General features: G+C 44.3%; 14 protein-coding genes. All 14 read left to right on the top strand.

Annotated elements, in window-relative coordinates; all coding sequences use genetic code 11:
- Positions 1-2736 carry a calcium-translocating P-type ATPase, SERCA-type gene (locus EIZ39_RS02195; RefSeq protein ID WP_129197910.1) on the top strand — a complete coding sequence of 912 codons (2736 nt, stop codon included), beginning with the start codon at positions 1-3 and terminating at the stop codon, positions 2734-2736.
- A gap of 93 nt (positions 2737-2829) precedes the next feature.
- Positions 2830-3714 carry a YicC/YloC family endoribonuclease gene (locus tag EIZ39_RS02200; protein WP_129196947.1) on the top strand — a complete coding sequence of 295 codons (885 nt, stop codon included), beginning with the start codon at positions 2830-2832 and terminating at the stop codon, positions 3712-3714.
- 16 nt (positions 3715-3730) lie between these two features.
- Positions 3731-3991, top strand: coding sequence for an extracellular matrix/biofilm regulator RemA (gene remA / locus EIZ39_RS02205; RefSeq protein ID WP_129196950.1), 261 nt, complete (start codon positions 3731-3733; stop codon positions 3989-3991).
- The gene (gene gmk / locus EIZ39_RS02210; RefSeq protein ID WP_129196953.1) at positions 3984-4619 is read left to right on the top strand and encodes a guanylate kinase; all 636 of its coding nucleotides are present in this window, start codon (positions 3984-3986) and stop codon (positions 4617-4619) included. Before remA ends, gmk begins: the two co-directional genes overlap by 8 nt.
- 4 nt (positions 4620-4623) lie before the next feature.
- On the top strand, positions 4624-4836 hold the full coding sequence (gene rpoZ / locus EIZ39_RS02215; RefSeq protein ID WP_129196956.1) for a DNA-directed RNA polymerase subunit omega: 213 nt from the start codon (positions 4624-4626) through the stop codon (positions 4834-4836).
- Between the two features lie 76 nt (positions 4837-4912).
- Positions 4913-6139 (top strand): bifunctional phosphopantothenoylcysteine decarboxylase/phosphopantothenate--cysteine ligase CoaBC, encoded by a 1227-nt coding sequence (gene coaBC, locus EIZ39_RS02220; protein ID WP_129196959.1) that lies wholly within the window; start codon positions 4913-4915, stop codon positions 6137-6139.
- The gene (gene priA, locus EIZ39_RS02225) at positions 6121-8550 is read left to right on the top strand and encodes a primosomal protein N' (protein WP_129196961.1); all 2430 of its coding nucleotides are present in this window, start codon (positions 6121-6123) and stop codon (positions 8548-8550) included. Before coaBC ends, priA begins: the two co-directional genes overlap by 19 nt.
- A gap of 27 nt (positions 8551-8577) precedes the next feature.
- A complete protein-coding gene (gene def, locus EIZ39_RS02230; RefSeq protein ID WP_129196963.1) occupies positions 8578-9054 on the top strand; it encodes a peptide deformylase in 477 nt (158 codons plus the stop codon).
- Positions 9055-9123: 69 nt separating this feature from the next.
- Positions 9124-10062 (top strand): methionyl-tRNA formyltransferase, encoded by a 939-nt coding sequence (fmt, locus tag EIZ39_RS02235; RefSeq protein WP_129196966.1) that lies wholly within the window; start codon positions 9124-9126, stop codon positions 10060-10062.
- 18 nt (positions 10063-10080) lie between these two features.
- Entirely contained in the window at positions 10081-11454 is a 1374-nt protein-coding gene (rsmB, locus tag EIZ39_RS02240; protein WP_129196969.1) for a 16S rRNA (cytosine(967)-C(5))-methyltransferase RsmB, read from the top strand.
- A 49-nt stretch (positions 11455-11503) separates the two neighbouring features.
- Entirely contained in the window at positions 11504-12637 is a 1134-nt protein-coding gene (gene rlmN, locus EIZ39_RS02245; RefSeq protein ID WP_129196970.1) for a dual-specificity RNA methyltransferase RlmN, read from the top strand.
- A gap of 6 nt (positions 12638-12643) precedes the next feature.
- Positions 12644-13411 (top strand): Stp1/IreP family PP2C-type Ser/Thr phosphatase, encoded by a 768-nt coding sequence (locus EIZ39_RS02250; protein ID WP_129196973.1) that lies wholly within the window; start codon positions 12644-12646, stop codon positions 13409-13411.
- A complete protein-coding gene (gene pknB / locus EIZ39_RS02255) occupies positions 13408-15348 on the top strand; it encodes a Stk1 family PASTA domain-containing Ser/Thr kinase (protein WP_129196976.1) in 1941 nt (646 codons plus the stop codon). The genes EIZ39_RS02250 and pknB overlap by 4 nt, the downstream gene beginning before the upstream one ends.
- Positions 15349-15365: 17 nt before the next feature.
- Positions 15366-16235, top strand: a complete 870-nt coding sequence (gene rsgA / locus EIZ39_RS02260) for a ribosome small subunit-dependent GTPase A (RefSeq protein WP_129196979.1) — start codon at positions 15366-15368, stop codon at positions 16233-16235.

Below are 16235 nucleotides of genomic sequence, written 5' to 3' on the forward strand. Positions count from 1 at the left end.
TTGGATACGAACCAATGGTACAACCTTACGATACAGGAATGTATCGATCGAATGCAAACAGATCCGGTCAAAGGACTAAGCAGTAAGGAGGCTTCCATACGCTTAGAACAGGTAGGAGAAAATATACTGCAGGAGAAGCAAAAAGTTTCACCTTTCGTCATCTTACTCAATCAATTTAAGGACTTTATGGTCCTTGTATTGCTTGCGGCCACACTGATTTCCGGTTTGCTCGGGGAGTATACGGATGCAATTACGATTATAGCCATCGTTATTATTAATGGGATCTTAGGGTTTATTCAAGAATACCGAGCGGAGAAGTCGCTCGGTGCGCTGAAAGAATTGACGGCTCCGACGGCCCATGTCGTGCGGGACGGAGAACTCATGCAAATACAGGCTAAGCAGATTGTTCCCGGTGATCTGGTTTATTTTGAAGGGGGAGATCGGATACCTGCAGACTTGCGGATTCTGACAAGCCAAGGATTACAAATTGAGGAATCGGCCCTAACCGGTGAATCGGTGCCTGTTAGTAAAATAGATGGAGTGATCTCTCAGCAGGAAGTGCCTTTAGGTGATCAAAAGAATATGGCTTTTATGGGAACCCTGGTAACAAGAGGGACAGGTCAGGGAGTTGTTACCGGAACGGGAATGCATACAGAGATGGGAAAGATTGCCGATCTCATACAAACCACGGACTCTATGCAAACTCCACTGCAGCAACGATTGGAGCAGTTAGGTAAAATTCTAATTGTCATTGCCTTGGCTCTCACAGCTGTTGTTGTTATAGCTGGTATTATGCATAATCATAATCCTTATCAAATGTTTTTAGCAGGAGTAAGTTTAGCGGTGGCAGCAATCCCAGAAGGTTTGCCCGCGATCGTGACTATAGCTCTAGCTCTTGGCGTGCAGCGTATGATTAAAAGGAAAGCGATCGTGCGAAAACTTCCCTCTGTAGAGACCTTAGGTTGTGCAAGTGTAATTTGTTCCGATAAAACAGGAACACTCACGCAAAATAAAATGACGGTTCGCGAATTGTGGGTGGAAGGAAAACAAATAGAGGTATCCGGCACGGGTTATCAACCATTGGGGAATTTTATTCTGGAAGGAAAAGAAGTGTACCCTGATCGTCATGCGGCCTTAATGAAGCTTCTCGAAATTAATGTGCTCTGTAACAATGCACGCTTAGTAGAAGGTAAGGAAGGAAAGAAATCGATCCTTAGTAGGGAGAAAAAGGAATGGACCATTATTGGAGATCCGACGGAGGGCGCTTTAATGGTTGTTTCTGCAAAAGCTCGAATCGAGCCCAACAGCTTGCTGCAATGGGAGAGATTGAAGGAGTTTCCTTTTGATTCTGAGCGTAAGATGATGTCTGTCTTGCTTAGACACCGCAAAGGTGAGCAAATGGTAGGAGTAAAGGGCGCGCCAGATGTTCTTTTAGCTCGCTGTACGCACATTTTGTGGAATGGTAAGGTGTCGATACTAACTCCAACGATTCGCAAGGAGATCATGGAAAGCAACCAACATATGGCTGAACAGGCGCTGCGGGTGCTTGGTGTAGCATATCGGGACGTGGCTTCAGGTGAGAGAATCGTGGATGAAAATCAAGCGGAGAATAAGCTTGTATTCGTTGGCTTATGTGGCATGATAGATCCGCCCCGGGAAGAAGTAAAAGAAGCCATTCGAAAATGCCGAGTCGCGGGAATTAAGACCGTGATGATCACAGGAGATCATCAAACGACTGCCGAGGCGATAGCTAGACAGCTGGGCATCCTTCCAAGAGGCGGGTTGACAATAAATGGGCAGGATTTATATAATATGTCCGATGAAGAGTTCGATAAAAAAGTGGAACAAATCTATGTCTATGCACGAGTATCTCCAGAGCATAAGCTCAAGATCGTTCGAGCCTTGCAGGCCAAGGGACATGTCGTTGCCATGACGGGAGACGGTGTGAATGATGCACCTGCCATTAAGGCAGCAAACATAGGCATTGCGATGGGGATTACAGGGACAGACGTATCGAAAGAAGCGTCTTCGCTTGTCCTTGCAGATGATAACTTTGCTACGATTGAAGCCGCTATTGAAGAAGGTCGTACGATCTATGATAATATAAGGAAGTTTATACGATACCTGCTTGCTTCTAATGTAGGCGAGATCTTGGTTATGTTCTTCGCCATGATCGCTGGAATGCCTCTCCCGCTTGTACCGATTCAGATTCTATGGGTTAATTTGGTAACAGACGGATTACCAGCGATGGCTTTAGGTGTTGATCAGGCGGAAGGAAACACCATGAAGCGGCCCCCTCGTCCAAGTCGAGAGAGTATCTTTGCGAGAGGCTTGGGCTGGAAGATCCTTAGTCGTGGATTTCTTATTGGAATTTGTACATTAGGTGCATTCTGGATTACCCTACAAGCGAATCCAGACGACTTAACTAAGGCCCAAACGATGGCCTTCGCGACATTGGTTATGGCTCAGCTGATTCATGTGTTCGATTGTCGGAGTGAGAGGACTGTCTTTCACCGTAATCCTCTTCAGAATAAGTGGTTAGTGGTAGCCGTTATTGTTTCGGTATTGCTATTAATTGGAGTCATTTACTTAGAACCGCTTCAACCTATCTTCAAGACCGTCGCACTTGATATTCAAGAATGGTTTATCTTACTTATTTTTGCTGCGATTCCGACCGTTGCCGTTGGAGTTATGGGGTTATTGTGGGATGCACTAAAAGGAAGAAGGACAGCTTAAAAGCAACGGCTTTAATGCCGTTGCTTGTCTTTTCAACCTATAAATAAATATAGTATAGATAGATAGAAGAAACACTGAAGGCCGGTGATAACAATGATTATGAGTATGACAGGGTATGGACAAGCCTTCACACAAACAAATGATTTTCAAATAACGGTAGAGATGAAGACGGTGAATCATCGTTTTCTTGAATACGCTATACGGATGCCTAGAGAATTTTCTTCTTTAGAGGAGTTGATTAAGAAGAAGGCAGCCTCCTATTTGCGACGCGGGAAGGCAGATATCTTTATTAGTATTGAGCGGTCTGCACCAGTAGAGCAAAAGTTAGCCATTAACTGGCAGCTTGCAGAGGAGTATTACAATACCTATCAACTCTTGCGAGAACGTTTTTCCATTGAGGGCGAATCCTTAAGACCCATGGACCTTCTAGCCTTGCCAGACCTTGTGTCGAAGGACGAGCCTAAAGAGGATATTGAAAAATATGCACAAGTTATTCTGGATTGCGTGGAATTGGCTTGTCAGCAGTTGATACATATGAGAAAATCGGAAGGAAAGAACCTTGAAGAAGATCTTACCAACCGGGTTCGACTAGTTAGTGAAATCACGGAAGATATTCGATTGAGGGCGCCATTAGTTGTTGCACATTATCAGACCCGATTAACCAATCGAATAAAAGAATTCCTCTCTGGGAAGTTTGAGGGCGATGAAGGCAGAATTTTGACAGAAGTTGCCATTTTCTCCGAGAAAGCCAATATAGATGAAGAACTGACAAGACTAGCTAGTCATTGTCAACAATTTTTCGTGATCATGCAATCGCAAGAACCTGTCGGACGGAAATTGGATTTCCTCGTTCAGGAGATGAATCGAGAAGCGAATACCATTGGCTCTAAAGCCAACGATCTAGAAATTAGTAAAAGGGTAGTAGATTTAAAGGCAGAATTGGAAAAGATTAAAGAACAAGTACAGAATATAGAATAATGGGGAGGTGCAATGCATGGCTATCAAGCTAATTAATATAGGATTCGGAAATATCGTCTCTGCCAATAGAATTATCTCCATTGTAAGCCCCGAGTCTGCTCCAATTAAAAGAATCATCCAGGAAGCCAGGGATCGGGGGATGCTTATAGATGCGACTTATGGACGTCGGACGCGAGCCGTTATTATTACAGACAGCGATCATGTGATATTATCCGCAGTTCAGCCGGAAACGGTCGCTCAGCGTCTATCTACAAAAGAGGAGGACCCTGATGAATAGAATGGAATCGGATAATGAACTAGATAAGGGCTTGCTCGTTGTCTTATCCGGGCCCTCTGGTGTGGGAAAAGGAACGGTTTGTGCCGCTTTAAGACAAGTTATGCCTGAGCTCGTTTACTCCGTCTCTGCCACAACCCGAGCCATGCGTCAGGGAGAGCAAGAAGGGGTAAATTATTTCTTCAAAACTGGGGAAGAGTTTAAGCATATGATAGAACATGATCAATTGCTGGAATGGGCCGAATACGTAGGGAATTACTACGGCACCCCACGAGGTTTTGTAGAGCAAACATTAGACAAGGGGAAGGATGTTATCCTCGAGATTGAAGTTCAAGGTGCCTTGCAGGTTAAGGAAAAGTTTCCCCAAGGAATCTTTATCTTTTTAGCTCCACCAGATCTTGAGGAGCTGCGCAATCGCATTGTGGGCAGAGGAACGGAAACAGAAGAGACTATTAATTCCCGCATGAGCGTTGCAAAGGAAGAAATTGAATTAATGGATAAGTACAACTACGTAGTCGTCAATGATAAAGTAGAGCTGGCTTGCCAGCGCATTCAATCCATTGTTCTCGCCGAACACTTAAAAAAAGAACGACAAATTGCAAAATACCGCAAATGGTTGAAGGAGGTTTAACACGATGATTTACCCATCTATTGATAAATTAGTGGATAAAGTCGAGAGCAAATACACCCTGGTAAGCTTAGCTTCGAAGAGAGCCAGACAATTAAGAGAGAATGAAAAGGATATAAAAGTTGACAAGCCTCACTCTAAGAAATACGTGGGAATCGCTTTAGAGGAAATTGTAGAAACCAAATTAGCGTTTGAAAGACCAAAGACGGTAGATCGCTAGGCAAAATAACAACCCTTAGAGGTTGTTATTTTCCATTTTGACCAAAAGTGGTTTAACCACAAAGGAGGGGAAAGCCGTGCTGCAGGGAAAAACAATCGTATTAGGAGTTACAGGGGGAATAGCAGCCTACAAAGCAGCAGCCCTGTGTAGTGCGCTTGTACAAAGAGGAGCAGATGTGCGCGTTATACTAAGTTCATCGGCTCTACAGTTTATCCAGCCTCTTACGTTTCAGGCTTTATCAAGAAACCACGTCATGATTGATACCTTTGAGGAGAAGGATCCCACTGTTATCTCACACATCGATCTGGCGGATCAGGCTGATCTCATTGTAGTCGCCCCTGCAACAGCCAACTTCTTAGGAAAAGCGGCTCTAGGACTTGGGGATGACATGTTAAGCACCACATTGCTAGCTACTCGTGCACCTGTTATGGTCTGTCCGGCGATGAACGTACATATGTATCAGCATCCGGCGGTCCAACATAATATGGAATTATTAAGAGCACGAGGAGTACAGTTTGTCGAACCTGGCGAAGGGTTTCTTGCTTGTGGCTATGTTGGAAAAGGCCGCATGGCAGAGCCAGAAGAAATTGTTGATACGATCATCAAACACTTTACGCTAAAGCAAGACCTAGTGGGGAAGAAACTTGTCATCACCGCTGGAGCTACAAGAGAAGCTGTAGATCCTGTCCGGTTTTTTACCAACCGTTCTACGGGGAAGATGGGATATGCTCTAGCTGAAGCAGCGAGTAGGCGGGGGGCTAAAGTGATCTTAGTCAGCGGCAAATCTACTTCACTGCCGATTCCCCCAGGTGTAGAATGGATGCCGATCGAATCGGCAGACGATATGTATCAGGCGGTAGTCTCTCAAGCTCATGATGCGGATATGATCATTAAGGCGGCTGCCGTGGCTGACTATCGCCCAGCTGTTGTCCACGAGCATAAACTGAAGAAAAAAGAAGGAAATTTAGTCATTGAATTTGAAAGGACAACAGATATTTTGCGATATCTTGGAGAGCACAAGCTACCAACTCAAGTCCTAGTTGGATTCGCAGCTGAAACGGAGAATCTCGAAGAGAATGCGATGAGAAAAGTGATCTCTAAGAATTTGGACTTTATTGTGGCCAATAACGTAGCCTTAGAGGGTGCTGGGTTTGGGACAGATACAAATATCGTCAGCTTATATGATAAGAATGGATTAATTAAAACTCTCCCTCAGCTTGCCAAGCGTGAAGTGGCGGATTGCATCCTAGATGAAGCTATTCTAAGATCCGAGGAAAAAGTTCAGTGTATGCCCAAGTTATAGTTGATGTTCCTAATGTTGATGCAGACCGTACCTTTGATTACCAGGTACCTGCATTTATGTTTTCATGGATTGCAGTTGGGAGCAGGGTCTCTGTTCCTTTCGGTCATCGAATGCTTCAAGGCTATGTCGTAGGTCTATCAAAGCATACGGAAATTACACAGTTGAAAGAGATTCATGAAGTATTGGATGTGACACCTCCTTTAACAGAGGAACTGGTTAGTCTTGGCTATTGGATAAGCAGAAAATATATTTGCCGATTGTATAGCGCCTTGCAAGTGATGCTTCCAGCTGCTTTAAGGTCGAGCTATAAGAAGGAACTAAGCGTGACTCCAGATGGCAAGAACAAGCTTGCGTTTCTGCCTGACGAGCAACGAATTCTAGAGTGGATTCTAAAGCGAGAAAAAGTAGACTGGGACCAGTTGCTAAAGGAATTTCCGGGCCAACAACCCTTTCTCATTCATGCTATACGTCAGGGGTGGTTAAGCTGTGAGCAGGTTGTCCGTGATCGTGTCACCAGAAAGACCCTTCTCTACGTAAAGAAGGCCGCATCCGATGAAATCTTGTCAGAAACCATAGCTAGCCTACCTAAACAAGCTCAAAGGCAAAAGGAAGTCCTCACCTTCATGCTTGAGGTTTCTAGACCCATCCCATTAAAAACTCTTCTTTCCGAATTGGATCTTTCCTCTTCTTCTGTAAAAGCTCTAGTCGATAAGGGACTATTGGATATGGAAGAGGTGGAAGAGCGCCGAGACCCTTATGCAGGACGAAGCTTTAGTGAGCAGAGAAAAGTCCAATTTACGGAAACGCAGCTCGAGGTCATTGGAGAAATTCAGGAAGCTTTGATGCAGGAACAACACTTTGCTTTCCTTCTTCATGGGGTAACGGGAAGCGGCAAGACGGAGGTCTACTTAGAGAGTATTGCTAAGTGTCTTGAAATGGGGAAAGAAGCGATTGTGCTTGTCCCCGAAATTTCACTAACCCCGCAGATGGTCGATCGTTTCAAAGGGAGATTTGGCGAGAGAGTTGCCGTTCTTCACAGTCGGCTTTCCCAAGGCGAACGATACGATGAGTGGAAAAGAATTCGCGAAGGTGAAGTTCAAGTTGTCGTGGGAGCGAGATCAGCGATCTTTGCCCCTTTTACAAACTTGGGACTCATCATTATGGATGAGGAACATGAAGGCTCATATAAGCAGGAAGAGACACCAAGGTATCATGCTAGAGATGTTGCCTTACAGAGGGCAACATCGCACCAGGCGATTGCGTTGTTTGGAAGTGCTACACCTGCTATGGAAACCTTCTATATGGCCTCGAATGGTCAGGTTGGCCTACTATCCATGCCTAATCGAGTAGGTAGTCGCCCCCTCCCGGCTGTGGAAATTGTAGATATGCGAGAGGAACTTCGTGATGGCAATCGGACGATGTTTAGCCGTGCCTTATCGAATGCGATAACGGAACGCCTAGGGCGCGAGGAGCAGATGGTCCTATTCTTAAATCGAAGAGGGTTCTCTACTTTTGTAATGTGTCGTTCCTGTGGTCATTCTCTGCAATGCCCGCACTGTGATATCTCCTTGACGTATCATCGAACCAATCAGACAGCTAGATGTCATTATTGTGGTTATGCTGAGCGAGAGCCTGAACAATGTCCGGAATGTGGAAGCAGCCATATTCGTTACTTCGGCACAGGTACGCAAAAAGTGGAAGAAGAATTGAGCAAGCATTTTCCAGGAATTCGTGTGATTCGGATGGATGTGGACACCACCTCTCAAAAGGGATCCCATGAAAAGCTATTAACGATGTTTCGCCAGGGGCAAGGGGATGTTTTATTAGGTACACAAATGATTGCAAAAGGTTTGGATTTCCCCAAGGTAACCCTCGTAGGGGTTATCGCCGCGGATACAATTCTTGGAATGCCAGACTTTCGTGCAGCGGAGAGGACCTATCAGCTACTAACCCAAGTGGGAGGGAGAGCAGGAAGGCATCAGCTTCCTGGCGAAGTTGTGATTCAAACCTACACACCTGAACACTATAGTATTGAGTTAGCGAAGTCGCAGAAGTTCGAAAGCTTCTTCTCTATGGAGTTGAAGCATAGATTTGAAAAGGGATACCCGCCTTATTTTAAGCTAATTCTATTTACCTTTACATCTGCTAATGTTCCACTCGCTGTGAAGAGTGCAGACGAATGGGTAAAGAAACTTCGACACATACTTCCAACTAGTGTTTACTTACTAGGTCCTGTGGCTTCCCCTATTCCACGGATCAAAGATAGATATCGATTTCAATGCATGTTAAAATATAGGGATGAACCGGAAGTATTACCCTTTATCAAAGAGATGGCTGAATCCTTCGCAAGTAAACATAAACCGGAAGACATTCAACTTACTGTTGATGTTGATCCGCAGATGCTTATGTGAGGTATTAATAAGGAGGTCCATGAGACTATGGGAATTCGAATGATTGTTAAACATCCTGACCCCCTGTTGCGGGAAAAATGTGTAGAAGTAAAAAATTTTAATGCCAATCTTCACAAGCTATTGGATGATATGGCCCAAACGATGTATGACGCAGATGGGGTTGGTCTTGCAGCTCCACAGGTGGGGATTCTAAAACGCGTGATCGTTATGGACTGTGGGGATGGACTGATTGAAATGATCAATCCCGAAATTATTGAACGTGATGGGGAGCAGCTTGGACCAGAAGGGTGTTTAAGTATTCCTGGTGCTATGGGAGACGTTCTTCGTGCTATGCGCGTAAAAGCGAAAGGCTTCGATCGTCACGGTAACCCGATTGAGGTTGAAGGAGAAGAGCTCTTAGCCCGCTGCATTCAGCACGAAATCGATCATTTGAATGGTGTGCTATTCCTTGACTTAGCGGAGAATATGTACGAGAGGGATCCAAACGAACCCGATCGCGGATAAAAAGAGAAACTGGCGTGCTGCCAGTTTCTTTCGATTGTGCACCAAAATTTGAAAGGAGATCGCCCCATCATGAACATTATTTTTATGGGTACACCGGATTTTGCCGTACCTTGTCTCGAAAAACTAGTTCAGGCCGGATATCAAGTGATAGAAGTAGTCACTCAACCCGATCGACCAAAAGGCAGGAAGAAGGAATTAACTCCTCCTCCTGTTAAAGAGGCCGCGTTAAAGCTTAATATCCCAGTCTTTCAACCAGAAAAGCTGAAAGAAACAGAAGCAGTACAGCATATCGTTTCGCTTAAACCCGATCTCATTGTTACGGCCGCCTATGGTCAGATTCTACCAAAAGTAATTATTGACTTGCCCAAGTGGGGTTGTATTAATGTACATGCCTCCCTTTTACCTAAATACCGAGGGGGAGCACCGATACATAAGGCGATAGTGGATGGGGAGATAGAGTCAGGGGTAACCATCATGTATATGGTGGAGAAATTGGATGCAGGGGATATTCTAACCCAGGTTAAGGTACCTATTGAACAAGCTGATAATGTGGGTACTCTTCACGATAAGCTTTCTAGTGCAGGATCAGACTTGTTGCTTGATACGATTCCCTTATTGCAAGAAGGAAAGATTATCCCAAGAAAACAAGAAGAAGAACTGGTCACTTATGCTTGGAATATTCGTCGTGAAGATGAAAAAATTGATTGGAATAAACCTGCAAGGGAAATCTATAACCAAATTCGCGGATTAAATCCATGGCCTGTTGCTTATACCCAGCTTGAAGAACAAGTGTTTAAAATTTGGTGGGCAGAAGTGATAGATGAGCAGAGTGAAAACATATCCCCTGGTACCATCGTCAGTTGGGAAGCCGAAGGGATAGATGTTGCTTGTGGACGAGGAATTCTTCGATTAAAAGATGTTCAGCCATCTGGTAAGAGAAAGATGAGTGTATCTGATTATGTTCGAGGAATGGGAAAGCATTATCAACCAGAGATGAAATTCTGCTAACGAAGGAGTGCTGGAGATATGGCGCAAAAAACGATTGCATCAGCACGTTCCCTTGCGCTTCAGGTATTAACCGAAGTGCAAGAACAGAAGGCTTTTAGCAATTTACAATTGAATGCGGCGCTCAGAAGAGTAAGCCTCGATCGCCGCGATGCGGGGCTTGCAACAGAGCTAGTATACGGTACACTTTCTAGACTCAATACCCTGGATTGGATATTAGGCAAACTTATCAACAAACCCTTAGGCAAGTTAGAGACGTGGGTAATCAATCTTCTTCGTCTATCCTTGTATCAATTACATTATCTTGACAAGATCCCAGAGAGAGCCGTTGTCCATGAAGCCGTCGAACTAGCTAAACAGCAGGGGCACAAGGGGACTGTCGGACTTGTAAATGGAGTTCTGCGCAACTACGAGAGAAGGAAGCAAGATTGGGTCATCCCAGAACAATGGCCTAAATTTAAGAAAATTGCTTTAGAGCATTCACACCCGGAGTGGCTGGTTAAACGTTGGCTCAGCTATTATGGTGAAAAAGAAACCATTGGAATGTGTGAAGTGAATAATCAGCCACCTTCCATTAGTATCCGTGTTAACAGGCTAAAGGCTTCGAAGGAACAGGTGGCCGGGATGATTCAAGAAGAATTTGAAGGTGCGGAATGTATCTCTTCTAAATTTGGCATGGATGGCTTCCTCCTTCGGCAAGTAGGGAACATAGCTTACTCTCAGGCTTATCAACAGGGGCTGTGCACGATTCAAGATGAAAGTTCCATGTTAGTGGCTATCGCCGTAGCTCCTGAACCGGGTATGAGTATAATGGATACCTGTGCTGCTCCAGGTGGAAAAACCACTCATATGGCTGAGTTGATGAACAACTCAGGGCATATTCTTGCACTAGATATTCATGAGCATAAAATAAAACTTATAACAAGTCAGGCTGAACGCCTAGGTATAGACATCATTCAAACCAAACAAGCCGACGCTCGTGAACTGCCAGATAATCTTTATAATGGGTTGTTCGATAGGATCCTAGTGGATGCCCCGTGTTCCGGCTTTGGTGTTATTCGCAGGAAGCCTGATCTCAAATGGCAAAAACGCCCTCAAGATATAGAAGAAATCGCAAAGGTGCAGCTCTCAATCTTGAAGCAAGCAGCTAAATGGCTTAAACCAGGCGGTTACTTGGTTTATAGCACCTGTACAGTAGATCCAGAGGAAAACAGCAGACTAGTCCATCGATTTCTAGAAGAGGAACCATCTTTATCGCTTGATTCCAGTTTGGTAGATATAATGCCATCTGTATTACGTCCTTATTTCCACAAAACAGGAAGTTATGTCCAATTACTACCGCATCAATTTGGCAGTGATGGTTTTTTTATTTCCCGCATCAAGCGCCATTCTTAGTGTTTTCTAGGTTCGTATGTTAAAATGAGACGAAAGCAATTGATGAAATATGGCAAAGCTAGATAAAAAAGAAAGAAATGGTGATATTCAATTGAAACCATTAATTTATGATCTACGACTTGAAAAATTGCAGGCTTGGCTAGAAGCCAATGGTGAGAAAGCGTTCCGGGCTGGTCAGATATTTGATTGGCTTTATGTCAAGAGAGTGGACAGCTTTGAGGATATGAGTAATTTATCGAAGGCGTTGCGAGATAAGTTGCAGGCTTCGTTTCACTTAGCAGGTCTAAAAGAAATAACACGACAAGAGTCTGCAGATGGAACGATTAAGATATTGTTTTCATTGCACGACGGTCATGCTATTGAAACTGTGGTGATGAGACATAACTACGGAAATAGTATTTGTGTTACAACTCAGGTAGGATGTCGGATTGGTTGTACTTTTTGCGCCTCTACCCTAGGAGGACTAAAGAGAAATCTTACTTCCGGTGAAATCGTTTCACAAGTACTCATGGCTCAGAAGGTGCTCGATCAAGAAGAACAGAGGGCAAGTCATATCGTTGTAATGGGCATCGGGGAACCTTTTGAGAACTTTGAAGCGCTACTTGATTTTCTCTATGTAGTTAATCATGACAAGGGCTTGAATATCGGACAACGTCATATTACCGTGTCAACGAGTGGTATCGTTCCAAAGATATATGAATGGGCAGATGATATGAATCAGTTTAACTTAGCCATCTCCCTCCATGCCCCGAATACGGAGATCCGCTCTCGCCTCATGCCAGTTAATCGAAGATTTCCCTTGTCTGACTTGATGGATGCATGTAGGTATTATGTGAATAAGACGGGACGTAGGATTACTTTTGAATATGGTCTGTTTGGTGGAGTCAATGACCAAGTGGAACACGCCCAAGAGCTTGCTACCTTAATCAGCGGCATTAACTGTCACATCAATCTTATTCCTGTCAACTATGTACCGGAGCGGGATTATGTGCGGACTCCTCGTGATGATATTTTTGCTTTCCAACGGACGCTTCAGAAACGAGGCATTAATGCCACGATTCGTCGGGAACATGGAAGTGATATTGCAGCGGCTTGTGGTCAATTAAGAGCCCAACATGCAAAAAATCAAAAGGAATCAGCAGAAGTACCTAAAGTGGAACAGGCAGAGGAATTGACGAGGTGAAACCGAATGCAAGCAGCCTACAAAACACATATTGGCTGTGTTAGAGCCTTTAATGAGGATACTGGTGCGGTTGTCATAGTAGAAAATGGATACTTGGTCGCCATTGTCGCCGACGGAATGGGTGGACATCAAGCAGGGGATGTAGCTAGCCTTATGGCCGTAGACATCGTGAAGATGGAGCTTTCGGACTTGCCTAAGAATATGGGTCCGGAAGAAGCTATTGATCGCTTAGACCGCGCGATTCTTAAAGCGAATGACGCAATATACAGCTATTCCAAAAGCCACGATGACTGCCATGGTATGGGGACCACGGTAGCAGCTTGTCTAGTGAATAAGGAATGGCTTGTAGTCGGCCATATTGGGGATAGTCGAATTTATCGCATTTCTGGGGAACAGATTACTCAATTGACGGAAGATCATTCTTTGGTTAATGAACTTTTAAAAAACGGTCAAATCTCTAAAGAAGAGGCAGCCACCCATCCTCAAAAAAATATCTTGATCCGAGCTCTTGGAACGGATCATGATGTGGATGTAGAGCTCAAGGCATTGGAGTGGGAGCCGGGAGATCGTCTACTTCTTTGTTCCGATGGTTTGTCTAATAAGATATCCCCTCAAGGTATTCTGGATATCGTTAAGCGTGTCAACACACCAGAGGAAGCGGTCGAGGAACTGGTCGAGGAAGCCTTGCGTGCCGGTGGAGAAGACAACATCACGGCCATCGTCGTTGCTGATAAGGATAATCCTCCTTCTGAAGGAAGTGAGGTGTCTGGATGATCGGAAAGCGCCTTGGCGGTCGGTACGAAGTAGAACAGAGAATCGGCGGCGGGGGTATGGCTGTCGTTTACAAGGCTCATGATAATCTTCTTAATCGTACGGTGGCCCTCAAGATCTTGAGATCCCAGTTTGGACATGATGATGATTTTATTGGCAGGTTTCGTCGAGAAGCTCAAGCAGCGGCTAGTCTTTCCCATCCCAATGTGGTGAATGTTTATGATGTGGGGGAAGAAGACGACATCCAATACATTGTCATGGAGTATATTGAAGGGTTAACTCTGAAAGAACTCATTATCCAAAAAGGAAAACTAGATGTTGAACAAGCCGTACATATCGCTATTCAGATATGTGATGCGCTAGAGCATGCCCATCACAACCATATCATTCACCGAGATATTAAGCCTCACAATATTTTGATTGGTTCTAGGGGAAGGGTTAAAGTAACGGACTTTGGTATTGCTCGTGCTGTCACTTCTGCTACGATCACCCATACGGGCTCCGTCATTGGTTCTGTTCATTATTTTTCTCCAGAACAGGCGAGAGGTGGCATTAGTGGAGAGAAGTCAGACCTTTATTCCTTAGGTATTGTGCTGTATGAGATGGTGACAGGACAAGTGCCGTTTTCTGGTGATTCTCCGATAAGCGTTGCACTTAAGCACCTCCAAGAAAACATTATTCCACCGCGGGAGTTGAATCCTGATATCCCTCAGAGTCTGGAAAATGTAATGCTAAGAGCTTTAGTGAAGGATCCTCTTCATCGTTATCAATCGGCTAAGGAGATGCAGAGAGATCTACGCACTTGCCTAAATCCGGAACGATTGAATGAACCACCCTTAGTTATAGAACATGACGATGATGAATCTACGCGGGTTATTCCAGCGATTACGCCAGAAATGATGAAACAAATGGAAGGCAAGGAGCTGTTTGATGAAGACGATCACAGAAACAGTCATCGTCGTGAAGGGGAAAAGGAAAAGAAACCTCGTAAATGGGTGAAATCTATTGCCTGGATCAGCTTTTTATCTGCTTTCTTCATCGCTGCTCTATATGGGTTTAATTTTCTAATAGGTATCTTTTATGTACCTGAAGTTGTCACGCCCAGGGTAGAAGGGATGTATTTAGAAGAAGCGGTAAAAGTTCTGAAGCAAAAGGACCTTGGCTACGTTATTCAAGAACGATTTAACGATGAAGTACCAAGGGATATGGTGATTAGACAGACCCCTCCGCCTAGTATGAGGGTCAAACAAAAATCAGAGATCACGTTATTTGTAAGCAAGGGACAACAGCAAATTTCGATGCCAGATTTAGTAGGGTTACCTGAACGCCACATTGAACTGCAGCTTGAGAAATTTTCCAAAGTGAATATTGAGCGCAAGCCGAGTAATGAATATGCAACAGGGATCGTAATGGCACAGGAACCAGGAGCTGGAGAAATGGTAACTCCTTCTCAAACCAATGTACTCATATCTATAAGTTCCGGTAAAGAAACGGTCCTTATGCCTGAGTTAATTGGACTCACATTAGAACAGGCAGAATCGGTGCTGGTTAAGAATGGTTTAAAAAAAGGCAAGGTGAAACTCGAGCCTAGCTATGTGAAAAAAGGGATTGTATTTAGGCAGTACCCTTTTCAGCCAGGAAGTCAAGCGTCTCCCGGTGCCGAAATCGAACTTGCGGTGAGTAGTGGATTCCCAACGGATGCTAAGACGGTTTCTGAGCCTGTTCTGGTACTCTTGGGAGATCACCCTGCTGCTGATATATTAATCCTGGTGACGGATGCAAGAGGGAAGGATATTGAATTGGTAAGAAGAACGATTCGTCAATCTGATACGTTTGATGTAGAGGTTGTTCTGTCACCCTCCCAAGATGCTACGATCACTATTTATAAAGACGGGAGTCTACTGGAAAAACGGAATATCCAATATGCGGATGTTCCTTGATGCACAGGAGGAAGGGCATGCCTGAAGGTAGGATTATTAAGGCATTAAGCGGCTATTATTACGTTTTGGATGGACAATCGATTTGGCAGTGCAGGGCTCGCGGCTTATTTAAGAAAAAGGGAATTACACCGTTAGTTGGCGATTGGGTGGAATATGATCAGGAAAGCAACGAGGAAGGATATATTCAATCTGTTGGAGAACGTACCACCGAACTGGTTCGTCCTCCAATAGCCAATGTGGATCAGGCTGTTTTGGTTTTTTCCCTAGCTCAACCTGCTATGAGTCATTTGTTATTGGATAAGTTCTTAGTGCATACGGAATCAGCAGGAGTTAGGTCCATTATTTGTCTTTCTAAGGCTGATCTTGCGGAAGATGAAATTGATGAGATTGAACAGTTATACCAGAGGATTGGATATGAAGTATTGGTGACGAGTAAGTACTCTGATCAAGGAATAGCGAAGCTAAGAGAAATGCTTCAAGGACATATTACGGTATTGGCTGGACAATCTGGTGTAGGAAAATCTACTCTATTGAACGCCTTGTTCCCTGGTTCCAACCTGCAAACAGGGGAAGTAAGTGAGCGGTTAAGAAGAGGAAAGCATACGACTAGACATGTAGAGTTAATTCCTGTGGAAGGAGGCTTCGTAGCAGATACTCCAGGTTTTAGCCAACTAGATTTCTTTGAAATCGAACCAGTTGATTTGAGCTATTATTACCTTGAGATGAAGCCTTATATTCCAGATTGCAAATTTCGAGGATGTACCCATCTAAGCGAACCTAAATGTGCGGTTAGGGAGGCACTCGAACTTGGGATGATCGCACCATCTCGCTACGAAAGCTATAAGCAATTCATTCAAGAAATCAAAGATAAAAAGCGGAGGTATTGA

The sequence above is a fragment of the Ammoniphilus sp. CFH 90114 genome, from assembly GCF_004123195.1.
GTDB lineage: Bacteria > Bacillota > Bacilli > Aneurinibacillales > RAOX-1 > YIM-78166.